The organism is Parvibaculum sp. (genome assembly GCF_045863935.1).
GTDB lineage: Bacteria > Pseudomonadota > Alphaproteobacteria > Parvibaculales > Parvibaculaceae > Parvibaculum.
In genome coordinates, this window is sequence record NZ_BTVP01000002.1 from 38,043 (window position 1) to 53,185 (window position 15,143).

Below are 15,143 nucleotides of genomic sequence, written 5' to 3' on the forward strand. Positions count from 1 at the left end.
CCAACGGGCTTTCGAACCCCTCTGCAATGCGTCATTGTTACGGAGAGGGAGGAATATTCGCAATGCGAAGCTCGGCCATTCCGTCGCGCAGCGCGTATTTGCGCGCGGTAGCGTTAATTTTTTGCCTGTTCGCCATTCCAGGCACAGCGTTTTTCGCCGGTTCGCCGGCCGATGCCCGCATGCGCATCGAGACGGGGCGCGACCTGCGCGATGCCTGCGCCGTTCTTGTGGAACATGCGCTCAATCCGGAACCGCCGACGCCGCGGCTCGCGCGCTATTGCCGGCAATATCTCGCGGGGTATTTCGAATCGCTGCGCGTGCTCCATGACAATCACGGCGGCGAGGGCATCTACGGTCCCTCCGGCGACGATCCTTACGCCTGTCTCAATCTCGACGGACCGCGCAGCTTCGACCAGCTTGCGGCCCGGGTCGTGCGCACGAGCGAGTGGCAACCCGATCTGCTCGACGGCGACGCCCTCGCCCTCGCGCGGAAAGCCTTCGCCGACCGCCCGCCTTGCTGATATCGAGGATTGAAAAGCTGTCATTGCAAGTTGCCGCAACACTCCCAATATGCGTCATGACCCGCTTTATGCGGGTCATCCACGTCTTTGCAGCCATCATCAAGGAAAGACGTGAATGGCCCGGACAAGCCGGGCCATGACGAATTCTTCTATTTCATCCATCCTTCATGTAGCTCCCATGTCTTCAGCCATTGAAATTTCCGGCCTGTCGAAGGTCTATCCCGGCGGCTTTCAGGCCCTGAAGAAAGTCGATCTCGATATCCGCAAGGGCGAGATCTTCGCGCTGCTCGGACCGAACGGCGCGGGCAAGACGACGCTCATCAGCATCGTGTGCGGCATCGTCAATCCGAGTTCCGGCACGGTGCGCGCGGGCGGTCACGACATCATCCGCGATTTTCGCGCCGCGCGTTCGCGCATCGGCCTCGTGCCGCAGGAACTGGCCGTCGAGGCCTTCGAAAGCGTCATCGACACGGTGAAGTTCAGCCGCGGCCTTTTCGGCAGGGCGCCGAACCCGCAGCATATCGAAAAAGTCCTGCGCGACCTCTCCCTCTGGGACAAGCGCGACAGCCGCGTGATGGAGCTTTCGGGCGGCATGAAGCGCCGCGTGATGATCGCGAAGGCGCTCTCCCACGAACCCGAGATCCTCTTTCTCGACGAGCCGACCGCGGGCGTCGACGTCGAGCTTCGCCGCGACATGTGGGAAATGGTGCGCGGCCTGCGCGAGAGCGGCGTCACCATCATCCTCACCACGCATTACATCGAGGAAGCCGAGGAGATGGCCGACCGTGTCGGCGTCATCAATCATGGCGAACTCATCCTCGTCGAGGAGAAGAGTCGTCTGATGAAGAAGCTCGGCAAGAAGCAGCTTGCCGTTCATTTGCGCGCACCGCTCGCCGCGCTGCCGGAGGCGCTTGGTAACCGCCCGCTCGAACTCGCCGACGACGGCCACACGCTCGTCTACAGTTTCGACGCACAGGCGGAAGAATCCGGCATTCCCGAACTTCTGAAAAAACTCGGCGAACTCGGCATCGACTTCCGCGACCTCAGGACGCATGAAAGTTCGCTCGAGGAAATCTTCGTCAGCCTCGTGAGGGCCCGCGCATGACGCTCAATCTCCACGCCATTCGCGCGATCTATGTTTTCGAGATGGCGCGCACCTTCCGCACGCTGATGCAGAGCATCGCCTCGCCGGTCATCTCGACCTCGCTTTATTTCGTCGTCTTCGGCGCGGCCATCGGCTCGCGCATCCAGGAAGTGGACGGCATTTCCTATGGCGCCTTCATCATTCCGGGCCTCATCATGCTCTCGCTTCTCACCGAGAGCATTTCCAACGCCTCCTTCGGCATCTACATGCCAAAATATTCGGGCACCATCTTCGAAATCCTGTCCGCGCCCATTTCCGGCGTCGAAACCGTCATCGGCTATGTCGGCGCGGCGGCCACGAAGTCGCTCATCCTCGGCATCCTCATCCTCATCACCGCGCGCTTCTTCGTCGATTACGAGATCCAGCATCCTTTCTGGATGGCCGCCTTCCTGCTCCTCACCACGCTCACCTTCTCGATGTTCGGCTTCATTCTCGGCATCTGGGCCGACAGTTTCGAACGCCTGCAGATCGTGCCCATGCTGATCGTCATGCCGCTCACTTTCCTGGGTGGCAGCTTCTATTCGATCACCATGCTCCCGCCCTTCTGGCAGACGGTGACGCTGTTCAATCCGGTGGTCTATCTCGTCTCCGGCTTCCGCTGGAGCTTCTACGGCTCGTCCGATGTCGGCATCGAACTGAGCCTCCTCGCCATCTTCGGCTTCCTCATCCTCTGCACCGGCACCATCTGGTACATCTTCCGCACGGGGTATCGGTTGAAGGTATGAGGATGAGGATCGGTTCGCACCTACCTTTCCAAAATCGTCATTGCCGGGCTTGACCCGGCAATCCAGTAGCCGCGCAAGCGGCGTCGTTCTTCGAAAGACTCTTTCAAGCGGTGTGCGCTTTCGTCTCTCATCCTGGATGCCCAGCCTCCTTTGAACCCAAGGAGAGTCCGGGCAAGACGGATTTGGGAGATGCTATGCCGGACGCCTGTGGACAATTGTCAAAGCTGAAACAAAATATTGAAGCCGACTTCGCGGAAGCCGTTGATGAGCACCCTATGTGTCCAGCAAGTACTTTGAGGATACAGGACCTGGCCATCGCCAAAGGAACAGTCCAAAGTTTCAGCACTAGGGCTGAGGCAACAACAAGTTGGAATTTGCAGATGTCCACCATGCGATGCTCTCGATTTCTATCCCTTTTGGCTGTTCTTTTTGCGGTTGGCGGATGCGCTTCCACGACCACCGTGCAACTCGATCCCTCACCGCAGGAACCCGTTTGCGCAGTATCCGCAACAGCACTGATTTTGTGGATGCCGGAGTGGCGAGCGGACCAGAAGGATGTACTCGCCAGGGAAGCCGCAGCAGCCGATGGACTCAGCAAGTTCTTCGAGAGATCGGGATGCTTCGAATCTGTTTCAATTGAGCGGTTGCCGCTGACCTCTGAAGAAGCCGCTCAAGTTGCCGCCGCCGACGCGACAAAACGAAACGATAAAGTCGTCCTAATAGCCGTCCGAGAGTTGGGCCCCATTGTCAAAATTGGTGCATCGGCGGCCCTTGTTGAGGGTGGAACCGAGGTTGTTCTTGGGGTTTCGGAGTTCATGTCGGGCATGACGGGTCCAAGGACATTTACCGTTCAGTGGCGCAGCGGTGGTCCCGGCGTAGTCAAGGGCGTTGCCAGCCTCCCACAAGACATGCAAGCAGCACTTGCGGCTGGACTTCAGCCTCCCGTGCGGTGACGCCTGACGCTCTGCTCAAGCTGTGACCCAGCGGTGACGATCCGGAGAAATAGAACACAGCGTAATTGTTGGTGGCAGCGCGCATCGGCGCAAATGCGGTAGTGGCGTCCGGCCCAATCACCCTTCAAGTAGCATGCGTGCGGGGCTGTTGGTCCCTGCGTATGTCGTCTTTCGACGATTGCCTGCCATTCCACTTGAGTATTCAAGCCAAGGCTCACTCTATAAAGGCACACAGCGCAGGATCGTCGCCAGAAGCCGCGCACGTAAGGCGTGATGTGCGCCGGGCATGGGGTTCGGTGATGAAGCCATGCCAGCCCTCACCCCCACCTCACCCACCGTCCATGAAAATCGGCGCGGCCGAGTTCCTCGTCCGTGCCCTCCGGCCACATCCGAAGCCTTACGCTCGCCGACATCGCGGCCTTCGCGTCCGCTTCGACCGATATCCAGGCGAGCGGCGTATCCTTCGTCGCCGCCGCGCCCGCCCGTTCCATCGCGGCCTCGATCCGCGCCTGCGTCTCGCGGGGCATGTATTGCCACATGATCGTGTGCATCAGCACGCGCGCCCTGCCCTCCACGCCCGGCGCGGCGAATTCGCGCTCGACCCAATCGGCCGCATCCGCCCGTTCGACCTTCACCCCCATGTGGGCCGTCTCCCTGAGCGCCGCCTCGATCCGTGCCAGCCGCGCCGTCTGGTCCGGCCATATATAGGAGAGCAGCCGCTCGCGCTGCCCCTCATCCGACGCATCGAGCGGATTGAGGTCCGAGCCCTTGCGCGAAACGACGCGCAGTTCCCCGTCGAGCGGCGGCAGCTTCCCCTGCCATTCCGAGACGATCTTCACCGGGCTCGCCGCGTCGCCCCAACGCGCCGACCCGAGCTCATAGGCATATGCATCGAAACCGAGATTGAGGCCCGCGCTCGCGCCGATCTCATATACGTCGAGCGGATGCCCGGTCCGCTTCGCGATGTGCAGCACCGCGCCCAGGATCGCACTCGAACGCGAGACCTCGTTCGTCTGCGGCGCGCTGTCGAGGAAGCGCGTCAGGAAATCGTCATGGCCTGCGATCGCCGCTTCGAGCGCGCGCCACAGCGCCCCGTCATCCACTTCGTTCGGCGGATAGGCGGCAATGAGTTCCGCCACGCCCTGCCGCTTCAGCGCATGGAAGGCGCCCGCCGCGCGCAAGGGGAGCGCATCGCTGTCGGGCCTGCCCTGCCAGCCGAGCACGCGCGCACCGAAATGCGACGTGCCGCTCAACCGCTCGCCGAGAAGGCGGCAGACGCGCGAAGTGAAAGGCGAACCCAGCGCCTCGCAGGCAAGCGCCTGTCTCTGGAAGTCGTCGCGTATGCGATGATCGCTCGAACTCATTTCCACATTCTCCAAACTACATGTCATTGCCGGGCTTGACCCGGCAATCCAGCAGCCGCGCAAGCGGCGTCATTCTTCGAAAGACTCTTTTTCGTCGCATCGATCTCGGTTCCCCACCCTGGATGCCCGGATCAAGTCCGGGCATGACGGGGAGGGAGAGGAGGACCGGCGCTCAAGCCGCCGCCTCGCCTTCCGGCCAGTCGCCGACATAGGAAGACTGCGGGCGGATGAGCCGGCCGACGCGCTCCTGTTCCATCACATGCGCGGTCCAGCCCGCGATCCGAGCCATGGCGAAGACGCTCGTCACCGCGTCGCGCGGAATGCCGAGCGCCTCCAGCAGCACCGCCGTGTAGTACTCCATGTTGGTGTCGATGCGGTGGCCGGGCTTCGCCGCACGGAGCGCCTTCAGCGCGGCGGTTTCCACCTCGCGCGCGAAGCGGACGCGCTCGTTGCCATTCGTCAGGATCGTCACCGCCTTGTTGAAGACATCCGCCCTCGGGTCGCGCACACGGTAGACGCGGTGGCCGAAGCCCATGAGCCGCGAACCGCCGGCGATTTCCCTCTGCAGCCAGGGCTCGATGTTTTCGCGCGTCCCGATCTCGTCCAGCATGTCGAGCACGGGGCCGGGCGCGCCGCCATGAAGCGGGCCCTTCAACGCGCAGAGCGCGCCGACCACCGCCGAGATCGTGCCCGCCCTTGTGGAGGCGATCACCCGGGCCGTGAAGGTGGAGGCGTTCATGCCGTGGTCCATGACCGTCACCAGATAGGCGTTGAGGGCCTCCACCTCCGCTGCGGAAGGCACCTCATCCCTCAGCATACGGAGGAAATCTTCGGCGTGACCGGCCCGGGCGTCCGGCGCAACCGGGGATTTCCCCGCTTCCGCGCGGACGAGCGCCGCGGTCATCACCGCCGCCGCCCCGAGGGCGCGGATATGGGCGGGGATATCCCGGTCCGCCGCGTGCTTGTCCGGTTCGTCAGCAAGCATCGACAGTCCGGTGCGGAGACCTTCCGTGACAGTTCGATGACATTTCGATGACAGAAGCGCCGGGATATACCCGTATGCCACCTCGCGCGCCCGTCCGAGCGCCTTGCGCACCTCCGCCTCCGACGGCGCCGGTTCGAGCCCCGCCGCCGTCCAGAGGGCAGCCGCCGCGCCTTCGAAATCATGAGCCTTTACAAGCTCTTCGACCTCATAGCCCGCCACGATCAGGCGCCCCGCCTCGCCGTCCACATGGCTCAGCGCCGTCTCCGCCGCCACCACATTGTCGAGGCCGCTCGCGCTCACGCGGGGTGTCTCGCTCTTCAGCGTCACGTTGCCTGACATTTCATGTCTCCTTTTCATCGGGCACGGAAAATCGCGCCTTTCCAATGGGTTGGCGGTTCGTTCCCGGCGCAGGCCCCGCGCGATGCGGGGGCCTCCTTGCCCTTCAAGCTGGAGACAGGTTGATTGTCGGTCAATCTTGATTAAGATAATCAATATATAGAAAAGAGCGCGCCATGGCCGAAAATCCCGAGAATCTCTACCTTTCCGCGCGTGAGGCCGCGGCCGAGCTCGGCATCTCGCTCCCCACCCTCTACGCCTATGTAAGCCGCGATCTCATCCGCTCCGAACCTGTGCCGGAGAGCCGCGCCAAGCGCTACCGCGCGGAGGATGTGCGCGCCCTCAAGCGACGAAGATCGTTGGAAAATCAAGAGGTTAGCGGCGCGCCGGGCACGCTCAGCTTCGGCCAGCCTGTGCTCGATTCTGCGATCACGCTGATCGCGGACGGGCGTCTCCACTATCGCGGTTCCGATGCGACGGCGCTCGCCAGGAGTTCGAGCCTCGAGCAGGTCGCCGCCCTTCTCTGGGGGTGCCGGGACTTTCAGCCCTTCACGAAAGACGCCGTCTTCCATCCTTCCGGGCGTCTCGCGGCGCTTGCCGCCTCGCTTTCGCTGGTGCCCCGCATCGAGCGCTGCCTGTCGCTCCTACCACAGGCAGCGTTGGAGGATGCGGCCGTCTACAACATGACGGATCGCGGCCTCGCCGCCACCGGCGCGCGCCTCCTTCGCTATGTCGCCGCCGTCATCTCCGGCGAGACCCCAAGCGACAAGCCGGTTCACGAAGTGCTGACCCGTGCGCTCACGCAAGGCGAGAAGCCAGCCTCCGAACTCATCCGCGCAGCCCTCGTCCTCTCCGCAGATCATGAGCTCAATGCGTCCGCCTTCACGGTGCGTTGCGTCGCCGGCACCGGCGCAACGCTCTATGGCGCGGTGCAGGCAGGAATATGCGCCGCTCAGGGGCCGCGCCATGGCGGATTGTCGGGGCGCGTCGAGGGCCTGCTCCTCGACATGGCGAACCGTCAGGACGTGGAAGATGCGGTACTTCAAAGACTTAAGGACAACGACCCGGTGCCTGGCTTCGGTCATCCGCTCTATCCGGACGGCGATCCGCGCGCGGCGGCGCTGCTCGCAATGGTTGGAGAAAAATATGGCGACGACGCCAATTTCGCACGCGCCGAGCGCGTCGTCCGCGTGATGGAGGAGGCGGGTGGCCTCAAGCCCAATATCGATTTCGCGATCGCCACCGTTGGCGCCGTGCTGCACCTGCCCCGCGGTGCGGGCCTCAGCATGTTCGTGCTGGGCCGCACGGCAGGCTGGATCGGTCACGCGATGGAGCAATACCGCACGGGCCTGATGATCCGTCCCCGCGCGCGCTATACCGGCGAAGCGCCGCGCTAGATTGCACTTCGCCGCGCCGGCGCTTCCGTCACGATGCGCGAGGATGGCAGCAGGGCATGGGCTTTCGTCCCCTTGCCAAGCTCGCTTTCGAGCCAGAGACGGCCGCCATGCGCTTCGACCATCGCCTTGGTGAGCGCGAGGCCGAGCCCCGTGCCCGAACGCGTGCGGGTGAACGAATTTTCGACCTGCTCAAAGGCTTCGAGGACCTTCTCAAGCTTCTCCGCGGGGATGCCGATCCCCGTATCCTCGACCGTCAGCAACATGCCCTCCGCGCCGCATCCGTCGTCCGGTCCACAGACGCAAACCGAAAGCGTCACCGTTCCCCCGGCCGGGGTGTATTTGATCGCGTTCGAGAGAAGATTGATCAGAACACGGCGTATCTGTTGTTGATCCGCGTAAATCGGCGGCAGTCCTTCCGCGAGCGTCACGCGAAGCTGCAACTCCGCATCCGCGATTGACGGGCGAAGCATACGCAGCACGTCCAATCCGACGTCCATTGGAAAGAACACACTCTCGCGCAGTTCGACATGGCCGGATTCGATCTTCGCCATGTCGAGCAGCTCGTTGATCATGTTCAAAAGATGGACACCGCTCTTGTGGATGTCCTCGACATATTCCTGGTAGCGCGGAGGCTGCACCTCGCCCAGTGTTCTCAGCCGCATCATGTCGGCAAAGCCTATAATGGCGTTCAGAGGCGTGCGCAGCTCATGGCTCATGCTCGCAAGAAACTGCGTCTTGCTGGCACTTGCCGCTTCAGCGCGGCGGGTTTGTTCTTCGAGTGCGGTCGCACGCGCGGTGGCCAGGTCAGCCATCACCATCATCAGCCGGGCCGCATCGCCGATGCCCGCATAGGTCCCGTTTTCGGTCACTACGAACGGCCGCATGCGCATGTCTCCGAATGCGTTTCGGGCGCGAGTGTTGATCGTTTCGCAGCTCGTGCCGGCATCGACGATCAGAACATCGCGTTCCATCAGCATCGCAACCGGCCGCTTTCCATACAGCTCGGCGCCATACATGCGGGCATAGGTGATGAGAAAGTTCTTGCGGCTGACGAGACCAACAGGACGCCCATTCCGGACGACGGGAATGCTCCGCGTTTCCGGTTCCGACAGGAGGCGGTCGAATACGGACGCGCAGGCCGTATCTGGTGAGACGGGTACCACGTGGATGGCAAGGTCGCGCGCGGCAGGAGGTGTCATGCAAATACCAAAACTGACGAGCTACAAAAATCGCGGCTTCACTTATTGTACAAAGGCGCTTAACGGAGGCTGAAAGCTGCGCGGTTCCGGGATAGATTTCATGAAAGTGTCATGAAGCAGATGAAAGCCGGGAAACGATGACAGAAGGAAGAACGGCCCTCGTTGCAGGCGCCACGGGACTCGTCGGCGGACATCTCATCCGTCAACTGATCGACGACGCAACCTGTTCGCGGATCGTCGCGCTGACGCGGCGGCCGCTCCATGAGCCTTCCTCACCGAAGCTCGATGTTGTCGTCGCAGAGCTCGACACTGCGGAGAGCGCGCTTCAAGACATCGCGGCGGGGGACGCCTATTGCGCGCTCGGCACAACCATCAAGGTTGCGGGAAGTCAGGACGCCTTCCGCAAGGTTGATCACGACTACATCGTCGCCTTTGCGCGCGCAGCGAAAGCCGCCGGAGCGAAACGCTTCATGCTCGTTTCCGCCATCGGCGCCGATCCCGATTCCTCGATTTTCTATTCGCGGGTGAAAGGCGAGACGGAACGCGACGTCGAGGCCGTCGGCTTCGAAGCACTGCATATCTTCCGTCCGGGAATCCTTCTTGGCGAGCGAGCCGAGCGCCGCCTGCTCGAGCAGATCGGCATGGAGCTCTCGCCTTTCATCAATGCGCTGATGCTGGGCCCTGCGCGCGCCTATCGGGCCATCGCCGCGGAAACGGTGGCAAGGGCCATGCGCAGCGCCGCAGCCTCGACTCTTACCGGCCGCCACATCCATACCTATGACGCGATGATCCGTCTGGCAGGGGTTTAATTCCCGCGGCCTGTGGTAAGGTTCCAAAAATGAATTGACCTTGGGAGGAGGCGGCAATGGCCGTTCGCCGCGGAGATTTTCGTCGTCCGTTACCGGGACATTGGGCATGACCGCACCCGTAACAGCGCCGCCGGGAGATAACGCTGGAGACAGGACTGCAAGACAATTGCGCCTGCGTCTCTATCTCGGCGGGCAGGCGAGCTGGTTCATCAGCCTTGGCATCCAGTTCGTCATTTTTCCCTACCTCGTGACGCAAGTACTGCACGAGCCGGCGGCCCGCGTCGGCATCGCGCAGATGTCGCTCATGATCCCCTCTCTTGCCTTCATGCTGCTCGGCGGAACGGTTGCCGATCACGGCGATGCGCGACGCATTCTCGTGCGCGTGCATCTCTTCGCGACCGTACCGCCGCTCGTCCTCGCGCTGATCTTCATGACGGGCAACCTCACCTATGGCGCGTTGATCGTCTACGCGCTGACAATGGGAACGCTTGGCGCCTTCGCCATCCCCGCACGCGACGGCGCCCTGACGCGTGTCGCAGGCGCGAACATTCAGCGGGCGGTGACGCTCGCCATGGGCGTTCAAATGGGATCGCAGCTCGTCGGCATGCTGATCGCGGGGCTTGCCGCCTTCACCGGTACACCGGCACTCCTCCTCTTCCAGGCCATCGTGATGCTCGCAGGGTTCGGGGCTTCAGCACGCCTTGAGCCGCTGCCGCCAACGAACACGGCGTCTGCCGCCAACCGCTTCGTCCAGATCGCCGACGGAATCAAAGCCGCTGCGCGGACACCGATCGTCGCGACGGTGATCGCGCTCAACTTCGCGGTCGGCCTCTTCTATGTCGGCAGCTTCCTCGTCGTACTGCCGCTGATGCTGCGCGACATCTATCAGAGCAACGATCAGGAGTTCACACGCGACTTCGCCATCATCAACATCTGCTTCTGGGGTGGCACGATCATCGCCAACCTCGCGCTTTTCCGGATCGGCCATATCCGTCATCGCGGGCGGATCATGATGGCGTCGCTCACGAGCGGCCTCATCATTCTGGCCCTCTTCCATTTCCACATGCCGTTCTGGCTGCTCTGTGTGCTCATTCTGTGGTGGGGCATGGGCGCCGGCACGACCATGACCATGGGCCGCACCATCGTGCAGGTTGCCGCATCCGAGAATCATCGCGCGCGGGTTCTCGCGGCTTATCAACTTGGATTCTCCGGCGGCGCACCGCTCGGATCGCTGATGATGGGACTGATGGTCGGCTGGCTTGGCATCTTCGATGCCGTGCTCATCCCCGCAACCATCATGGTTGGCATACTGGCACTGCTCTATTTCGTGACGCCGATCTGGAGCTACCGCGCGGAGTCCGAATAAAAAACGGACCGGCGATCAGGCCGGTCCGTTCAAAGCTTCGCTCTCGCAGGAAATCAACTCGCCAGACGCTCCGGCTCACCGCGGGCAGGTGCGGAAGGCTTTGCGAACTCCATCACGCCGTCATCCACCTTGCCGAACTTCATCGCCATGATGTCGAGAGCGTAGTTCTGGTAGAGCTTCCAGGGCTTCTTCGATCCCTGCTTGGGGAACTTGTCGAGCGACCGCTGCACATAGCCGGAGGTGAAATCGAGCCAGGGCTCTTCCTCGACCGTTCCGTCCTTCAGGCGCGGTGTCGCCTGCCGCGTTCCCGTCGCATCCATGTGATTGATCAGACGGCAGACATATTCGCATGTCAGATCGCATTTCAGCGTCCAGGACGCATTTGTGTATCCAAAAGCCGAAGCGAGGTTCGGCACGTCCGAATACATCATGCCCTTGTAGCTCATGGTGTCCGACAGATCGACCTGACGTCCGTCCACGCTGAGCTGCAGCCCGCCGAGCACCTTGAGGTTGAGGCCCGTCGCCGTGACGATGACGTCTGCCTCAAGCTCCTTGCCCGACTTCAGCAGAATGCCCTTTTCGGTGAAGGTGTCGATGTGATCGGTGACGACCGAAGCGCGACCTTCCTTGATGGTGTCGAAGAGATCGCCGTTCGGAACGAGACAGAGGCGCTGATCCCACGGATTGTAGGCCGGCGTAAAGTGCTTCTTGACGAACTCGGAGCCAAGCTGCTCGCGCACGCCCTGCAGAATCATCTGCTTCGCCTTCTCCGGCTTCGCGCGGCAATATTTGAAGAAGGCCATGCCGAGCAGCACATTCTTCCAGCGGGTGATGCCGTAAGCGAGTTTCGGCGGCAGCTTGCTGCGCAGCCAGTTCGCGAGACCGTCTTCGGCGGGGCGCGAGACCACATAGGTCGGCGAGCGCTGCAGCATCACGACATGCGATGCGTCCTTCGCCATTTCGGGCACGAGCGTGACGGCCGTCGCGCCACTGCCGATGACAACGACGCGCTTGCCGGAATAATCGAGCTCCTCCGGCCACTTCTGCGGATGCACGACGCGGCCCCGGAAGCGGTCGACGCCCTGGAACTCCGGCGTGTAGCCCTGGTCGTAATCGTAGTAGCCGCTGCACATGAAAAGGAAGTTGCAGGTGAAGCGCACCTTCTCCTTCTCGGGTCCGCGCTCTGCTTCCACGGTCCATGCCGCATCTTCGCTCGACCAGGATGCGCTCTTCACCATGTGACCGAAGCGGATGTGACGGTCGATGCCGTTCTCGCGCGCCGTCTCGCGGACGTAGTTCAGGATCGAGGGACCATCCGCAATCGCCTTCGCTTCCGTCCAGGGTTTGAACGAATAGCCGAGCGTGTACATGTCCGAGTCGGAGCGGATGCCGGGATAACGGAAGAGATCCCAGGTGCCGCCGCTGCGCTCGCGTCCCTCAAGGATGACGTAGCTCTTGCCGGGGCAATTTTTCTGCAAATGAAAGCCCGCGCCAATGCCGGAAAGGCCGGCGCCGACAATGAGCATGTCGAAATGTTCAAGCGTCATGGATCGACCGATCTCCAGATTGACGTCGGGTCACACAAGTTTTTCCTGCCGATTTTCTACCTGCTGGTGCGGCAAAATGCACCATGTAATTTACATGGAAGTAAGTAGCCCTTCAAAGCTTCGCAAGTCCGCCTGAACAGGACTGCACATCATCGCATGAATGGCGACGAAGAGACGGGAACCCGAGGCAAGTGTAGTAAGGTCTCCGAACCAAAATTACCGTGAAGGATTCGGAGGAATGACGACGCCGGCACGCGACCACAGGACCGACCATCGATGGTACATGGCCGGACTGTGGAGCTACTTCCTCGCCGGCGGTATTCAGGGCGTGCTGTTTCCCTGGATCATCGCTTATGTGCTGCATGAAAGCCCTGACCGCGTCGGCATCGCGCAGATGTTTTCCATGCTGCCGATGCTGCTGCTCGGATTGTTCGGCGGTGCGGCGGCGGACCGCGCGGAGCTGCGCAAACACCTCATGCGCCTGCAAGCGATCGCGATGCTGCCGCCGCTCGTGCTCGCACTCCTCATCTATAACGGGATACTTTTCTACGAGCTGATGATCCTGTACGTGCTCGCGCTCTCGTCGCTCGGCGGCTACATCATGCCCGCGCGCGACTCCATGCTCTCGCGTGTCGCAACGCAGAGCATGGGCGGCAACATCCAGCGCGCCGTGGCGCTTGCCATGAGCGGACAATTTCTCGGCCAAGTGGGTGGCTACGCACTCGGCAGCCCGGCCGAATATATCGGCGCCTGGCCGCTGCTCATCCTGCAGAGTTCGCTGCTCGGCTTTGCCGCCTTCACGACGTCGCGCCTCGAGCCAGCGCCTCCTTCGCCACGCGCGGAGAAACGCCGCCAGCCCTTCAAGGATGTGAAGGAAGGCCTCGCCGCCGTGTGGAACGACGAACGCATCCGACCCGTGCTGCTGTTGATGTTCTTCTCGGGCATCCTCTTCATGGGCGTGTTCATGGTTCTGTTTCCGATCCTCATTCGCGACGTCTATCACGGCAGTTCGCGCGAGATCGGCTTCGTCTTCATGTCCTTCTTCGGCGGCATCGGCATTTCGTCTTTCGTGCTGTCGCGCTTTCGTCCGATCCACAAACAGGGCCGCGCGATCATGCTCGCCATGTGCACGGGAGCGGTGGTGATGGTCTTCATTCACTTCGAGCCGCCGATCTGGGGCGTGTTCCTGCTTGCGCATTGCTGGGGGCTTGCCGCGGGCGTCTCGATGGGCCAGTCGCGTGCAATCGTGCAGGAGCGTGCGTCCGATGCGCTCCGTGCACGGATGCTTGCGGGCTTCAACCTCGGAACGATGGGCGGCGGGCCGATCGGATCGGTCCTGATCGGTTTCCTGATTGCATGGATAGGGCCGCTCGACGCGGTGCTGGTTCCGAGCGCGCTGATGCTCGTTTTGTGGGTGGCGATCTTCTTTCTCACGCCGCTCTGGCGGATCGAAGCACCGAAGCCAAATCAATCCGCTCACGGATGATCTACCTTCCGGAAAACCGGGGGATTATTTATTTCCGGGGATAAAGGGCGCCGGTTGTCATCGAAATGTCATCGAAACGTCACGAAACACATCGAGACCTGCCCTCCCGAAAACGAAAACGCCGCTTCCGGGGACAAGTGCCTGGAAGCGGCGTTTCGCGTTGAGGCGACTTATCCCCTATTCGTATTTGCGTTCGTTCCACCAGGGGAAAAAGGAGGGCATATCCTTCGACACCTGGCAGGGATAGTTCGCGGCGCGCTTCTCGAGGAAGGACATGACGCCCTCCTTCGCATCGGCGCTCGCACCGCGCGCGTAGATGGCGCGGCTGTCGATCTTGTGCGCTTCCATCGGATGATCCGCGCCGAGCATGCGCCAGAGCATCTGGCGCGTGAGCGAGACGGAAACGGGCGCGGTGTTGTCGACGATCTCGCGGGCGAGTTCGCGCGCGGCGGGAAGAAGATCGTCCGGCTTGTGGATCGAACGGACGAGACCGCCCTTCAGCGCCTCTTCCGCACCGAAGACGCGGCCCGAATAAGTCCATTCGAGCGCCTGGCTGATGCCGACGACGCGGGGCAGGAAATAGCTCGAGCAGGCTTCCGGCACGATGCCGCGGCGCGCGAAGACGAAACCGAATTTCGCGTTCTCCGAGGCAAGACGGATGTCCATCGGAAGCTGCATGGTGACGCCGATGCCGACGGCGGGGCCGTTGATCGCGCCGATGACGGGCTTCAGGCTGTCGAAGATGCGCAAGGTGACGCGACCGCCGCCGTCGCGCACGCTTTCATGGCTCCAGTCGATCTCGCCATTCGCCATGATGGGCGTGTTGGCCTTTTCCGGACGGTCCTCGCGCGCGGCATAGTCGAAGGTCCTGGCGCCCGCCGAGAGATCGGCGCCGGCGCAGAAGGCGCGGCCCTCGCCCGTGACGATGACGGCGCGGACGTTATCGTCGGCATCCGACCTGTCGAAGGCGTCGATCAGCTCGGACATCATCTGGCCGGTGAAGGCATTGAGCTTCTCCGGGCGATGCAGCGTGAGGGTGAGGATGTTGTCCGCCACCTCGTATTTTATCGTCTCGTAGGCCATTCGTTTCGCTCCCTGTCTGGTGCCGTTACCAAAATTTCTGTTCTGTGCAGCCCACCCGGCGGCGCCGCTGCGTCAACCTCACTCGCGGCGAAGGAAGTTGACGAGCACGTCATCTTGCTGTGTGTTTGCGCCGGATGGACCCGGAATCTCATGGGTCCAGATATAACAATGGACTCGCAGAAAAGCGAAATCCGGGCGGGGCAAAAGCTCCGCCTCTCAGTTTCATGC

13 protein-coding genes are annotated in these 15,143 nt (G+C 62.2%); 8 read left to right on the forward strand and 5 right to left on the reverse strand.

The annotated features are described in order from the left end of the window. Nucleotides 1-179 precede the first annotated feature (179 nt). The 4 genes from ACKUUH_RS01445 (at nt 180) to ACKUUH_RS01460 (ending at nt 3,343) form a co-directional block, all read left to right on the forward strand. Nucleotides 180-521 carry a hypothetical protein gene (locus ACKUUH_RS01445; protein ID WP_407948064.1) on the forward strand — a complete coding sequence of 114 codons (342 nt, stop codon included), beginning with the start codon at nt 180-182 and terminating at the stop codon, nt 519-521. A 178-nt stretch (nt 522-699) separates the two neighbouring features. After that, nucleotides 700-1,626, forward strand: a complete 927-nt coding sequence (locus ACKUUH_RS01450) for an ABC transporter ATP-binding protein (RefSeq protein WP_407948065.1) — start codon at nt 700-702, stop codon at nt 1,624-1,626. After that, a complete protein-coding gene (locus tag ACKUUH_RS01455) occupies nt 1,623-2,390 on the forward strand; it encodes an ABC transporter permease (RefSeq protein WP_407948066.1) in 768 nt (255 codons plus the stop codon). Before ACKUUH_RS01450 ends, ACKUUH_RS01455 begins: the two co-directional genes overlap by 4 nt. A 194-nt stretch (nt 2,391-2,584) precedes the next feature. After that, nucleotides 2,585-3,343: a hypothetical protein gene (locus ACKUUH_RS01460; protein ID WP_407948067.1), complete on the forward strand. Its 759-nt coding sequence runs from the start codon at nt 2,585-2,587 to the stop codon at nt 3,341-3,343. A gap of 317 nt (nt 3,344-3,660) precedes the next feature. On the opposite strand, the gene ACKUUH_RS01465 is transcribed toward ACKUUH_RS01460, so the two are convergent. After that, nucleotides 3,661-4,707 carry a DUF2332 domain-containing protein gene (locus ACKUUH_RS01465; protein ID WP_407948068.1) on the reverse strand — a complete coding sequence of 349 codons (1,047 nt, stop codon included), beginning with the start codon at nt 4,705-4,707 and terminating at the stop codon, nt 3,661-3,663. 172 nt (nt 4,708-4,879) lie between these two features. After that, complete coding sequence (locus tag ACKUUH_RS01470) at nt 4,880-6,031, reverse strand: citrate synthase/methylcitrate synthase (protein WP_407948069.1); 1,152 nt, start codon at nt 6,029-6,031, stop codon at nt 4,880-4,882. 173 nt (nt 6,032-6,204) lie between these two features. Between ACKUUH_RS01470 and ACKUUH_RS01475 the strand changes: the two genes are divergently transcribed. Beyond that, nucleotides 6,205-7,425: a citrate/2-methylcitrate synthase gene (locus ACKUUH_RS01475; RefSeq protein ID WP_407948070.1), complete on the forward strand. Its 1,221-nt coding sequence runs from the start codon at nt 6,205-6,207 to the stop codon at nt 7,423-7,425. Here ACKUUH_RS01475 and ACKUUH_RS01480 read toward each other — a convergent pair. After that, nucleotides 7,422-8,624, reverse strand: a complete 1,203-nt coding sequence (locus tag ACKUUH_RS01480) for an ATP-binding protein (protein WP_407948071.1) — start codon at nt 8,622-8,624, stop codon at nt 7,422-7,424. The two genes, ACKUUH_RS01475 and ACKUUH_RS01480, sit on opposite strands and share 4 nt — an antisense overlap. Nucleotides 8,625-8,761: 137 nt before the next feature. On the opposite strand from ACKUUH_RS01480, the gene ACKUUH_RS01485 reads away from it, so the two are divergent. Together ACKUUH_RS01485 and ACKUUH_RS01490 are read left to right on the forward strand one after the other, a co-directional pair. Beyond that, nucleotides 8,762-9,433 carry an NAD(P)H-binding protein gene (locus tag ACKUUH_RS01485; protein WP_407948072.1) on the forward strand — a complete coding sequence of 224 codons (672 nt, stop codon included), beginning with the start codon at nt 8,762-8,764 and terminating at the stop codon, nt 9,431-9,433. 106 nt (nt 9,434-9,539) lie between these two features. Beyond that, nucleotides 9,540-10,799, forward strand: a complete 1,260-nt coding sequence (locus tag ACKUUH_RS01490) for an MFS transporter (RefSeq protein WP_407948073.1) — start codon at nt 9,540-9,542, stop codon at nt 10,797-10,799. 53 nt (nt 10,800-10,852) lie between these two features. On the opposite strand, the gene ACKUUH_RS01495 is transcribed toward ACKUUH_RS01490, so the two are convergent. Next, nucleotides 10,853-12,346, reverse strand: a complete 1,494-nt coding sequence (locus ACKUUH_RS01495; protein WP_407948074.1) for a flavin-containing monooxygenase — start codon at nt 12,344-12,346, stop codon at nt 10,853-10,855. A 238-nt stretch (nt 12,347-12,584) separates the two neighbouring features. Here ACKUUH_RS01495 and ACKUUH_RS01500 point away from each other — a divergent pair, with 238 nt between their 5' ends. Further along, nucleotides 12,585-13,832, forward strand: coding sequence for an MFS transporter (locus ACKUUH_RS01500; RefSeq protein WP_407948075.1), 1,248 nt, complete (start codon nt 12,585-12,587; stop codon nt 13,830-13,832). Between the two features lie 177 nt (nt 13,833-14,009). Here ACKUUH_RS01500 and ACKUUH_RS01505 read toward each other — a convergent pair whose 3' ends face one another. Further along, entirely contained in the window at nt 14,010-14,915 is a 906-nt protein-coding gene (locus ACKUUH_RS01505) for a crotonase/enoyl-CoA hydratase family protein (RefSeq protein WP_407948076.1), read from the reverse strand. Nucleotides 14,916-15,143: the final 228 nt, after the last annotated feature.

Coding starts and splice junctions, on each gene's coding strand:
- ACKUUH_RS01490 (WP_407948073.1), top strand. CDS start 9,540: ATGACCGCACCCGTAACAGCGCCGCCGGGAGATAACGCTGGAGACAGG.
- ACKUUH_RS01505 (WP_407948076.1), bottom strand. CDS start 14,915: ATGGCCTACGAGACGATAAAATACGAGGTGGCGGACAACATCCTCACC.
- ACKUUH_RS01485 (WP_407948072.1), top strand. CDS start 8,762: ATGACAGAAGGAAGAACGGCCCTCGTTGCAGGCGCCACGGGACTCGTC.
- ACKUUH_RS01450 (WP_407948065.1), top strand. CDS start 700: ATGTCTTCAGCCATTGAAATTTCCGGCCTGTCGAAGGTCTATCCCGGC.
- ACKUUH_RS01445 (WP_407948064.1), top strand. CDS start 180: ATGCGCATCGAGACGGGGCGCGACCTGCGCGATGCCTGCGCCGTTCTT.
- ACKUUH_RS01500 (WP_407948075.1), top strand. CDS start 12,585: ATGACGACGCCGGCACGCGACCACAGGACCGACCATCGATGGTACATG.
- ACKUUH_RS01480 (WP_407948071.1), bottom strand. CDS start 8,624: ATGACACCTCCTGCCGCGCGCGACCTTGCCATCCACGTGGTACCCGTC.
- ACKUUH_RS01465 (WP_407948068.1), bottom strand. CDS start 4,707: ATGAGTTCGAGCGATCATCGCATACGCGACGACTTCCAGAGACAGGCG.
- ACKUUH_RS01495 (WP_407948074.1), bottom strand. CDS start 12,346: ATGACGCTTGAACATTTCGACATGCTCATTGTCGGCGCCGGCCTTTCC.
- ACKUUH_RS01470 (WP_407948069.1), bottom strand. CDS start 6,031: ATGTCAGGCAACGTGACGCTGAAGAGCGAGACACCCCGCGTGAGCGCG.
- ACKUUH_RS01475 (WP_407948070.1), top strand. CDS start 6,205: ATGGCCGAAAATCCCGAGAATCTCTACCTTTCCGCGCGTGAGGCCGCG.
- ACKUUH_RS01455 (WP_407948066.1), top strand. CDS start 1,623: ATGACGCTCAATCTCCACGCCATTCGCGCGATCTATGTTTTCGAGATG.
- ACKUUH_RS01460 (WP_407948067.1), top strand. CDS start 2,585: ATGCCGGACGCCTGTGGACAATTGTCAAAGCTGAAACAAAATATTGAA.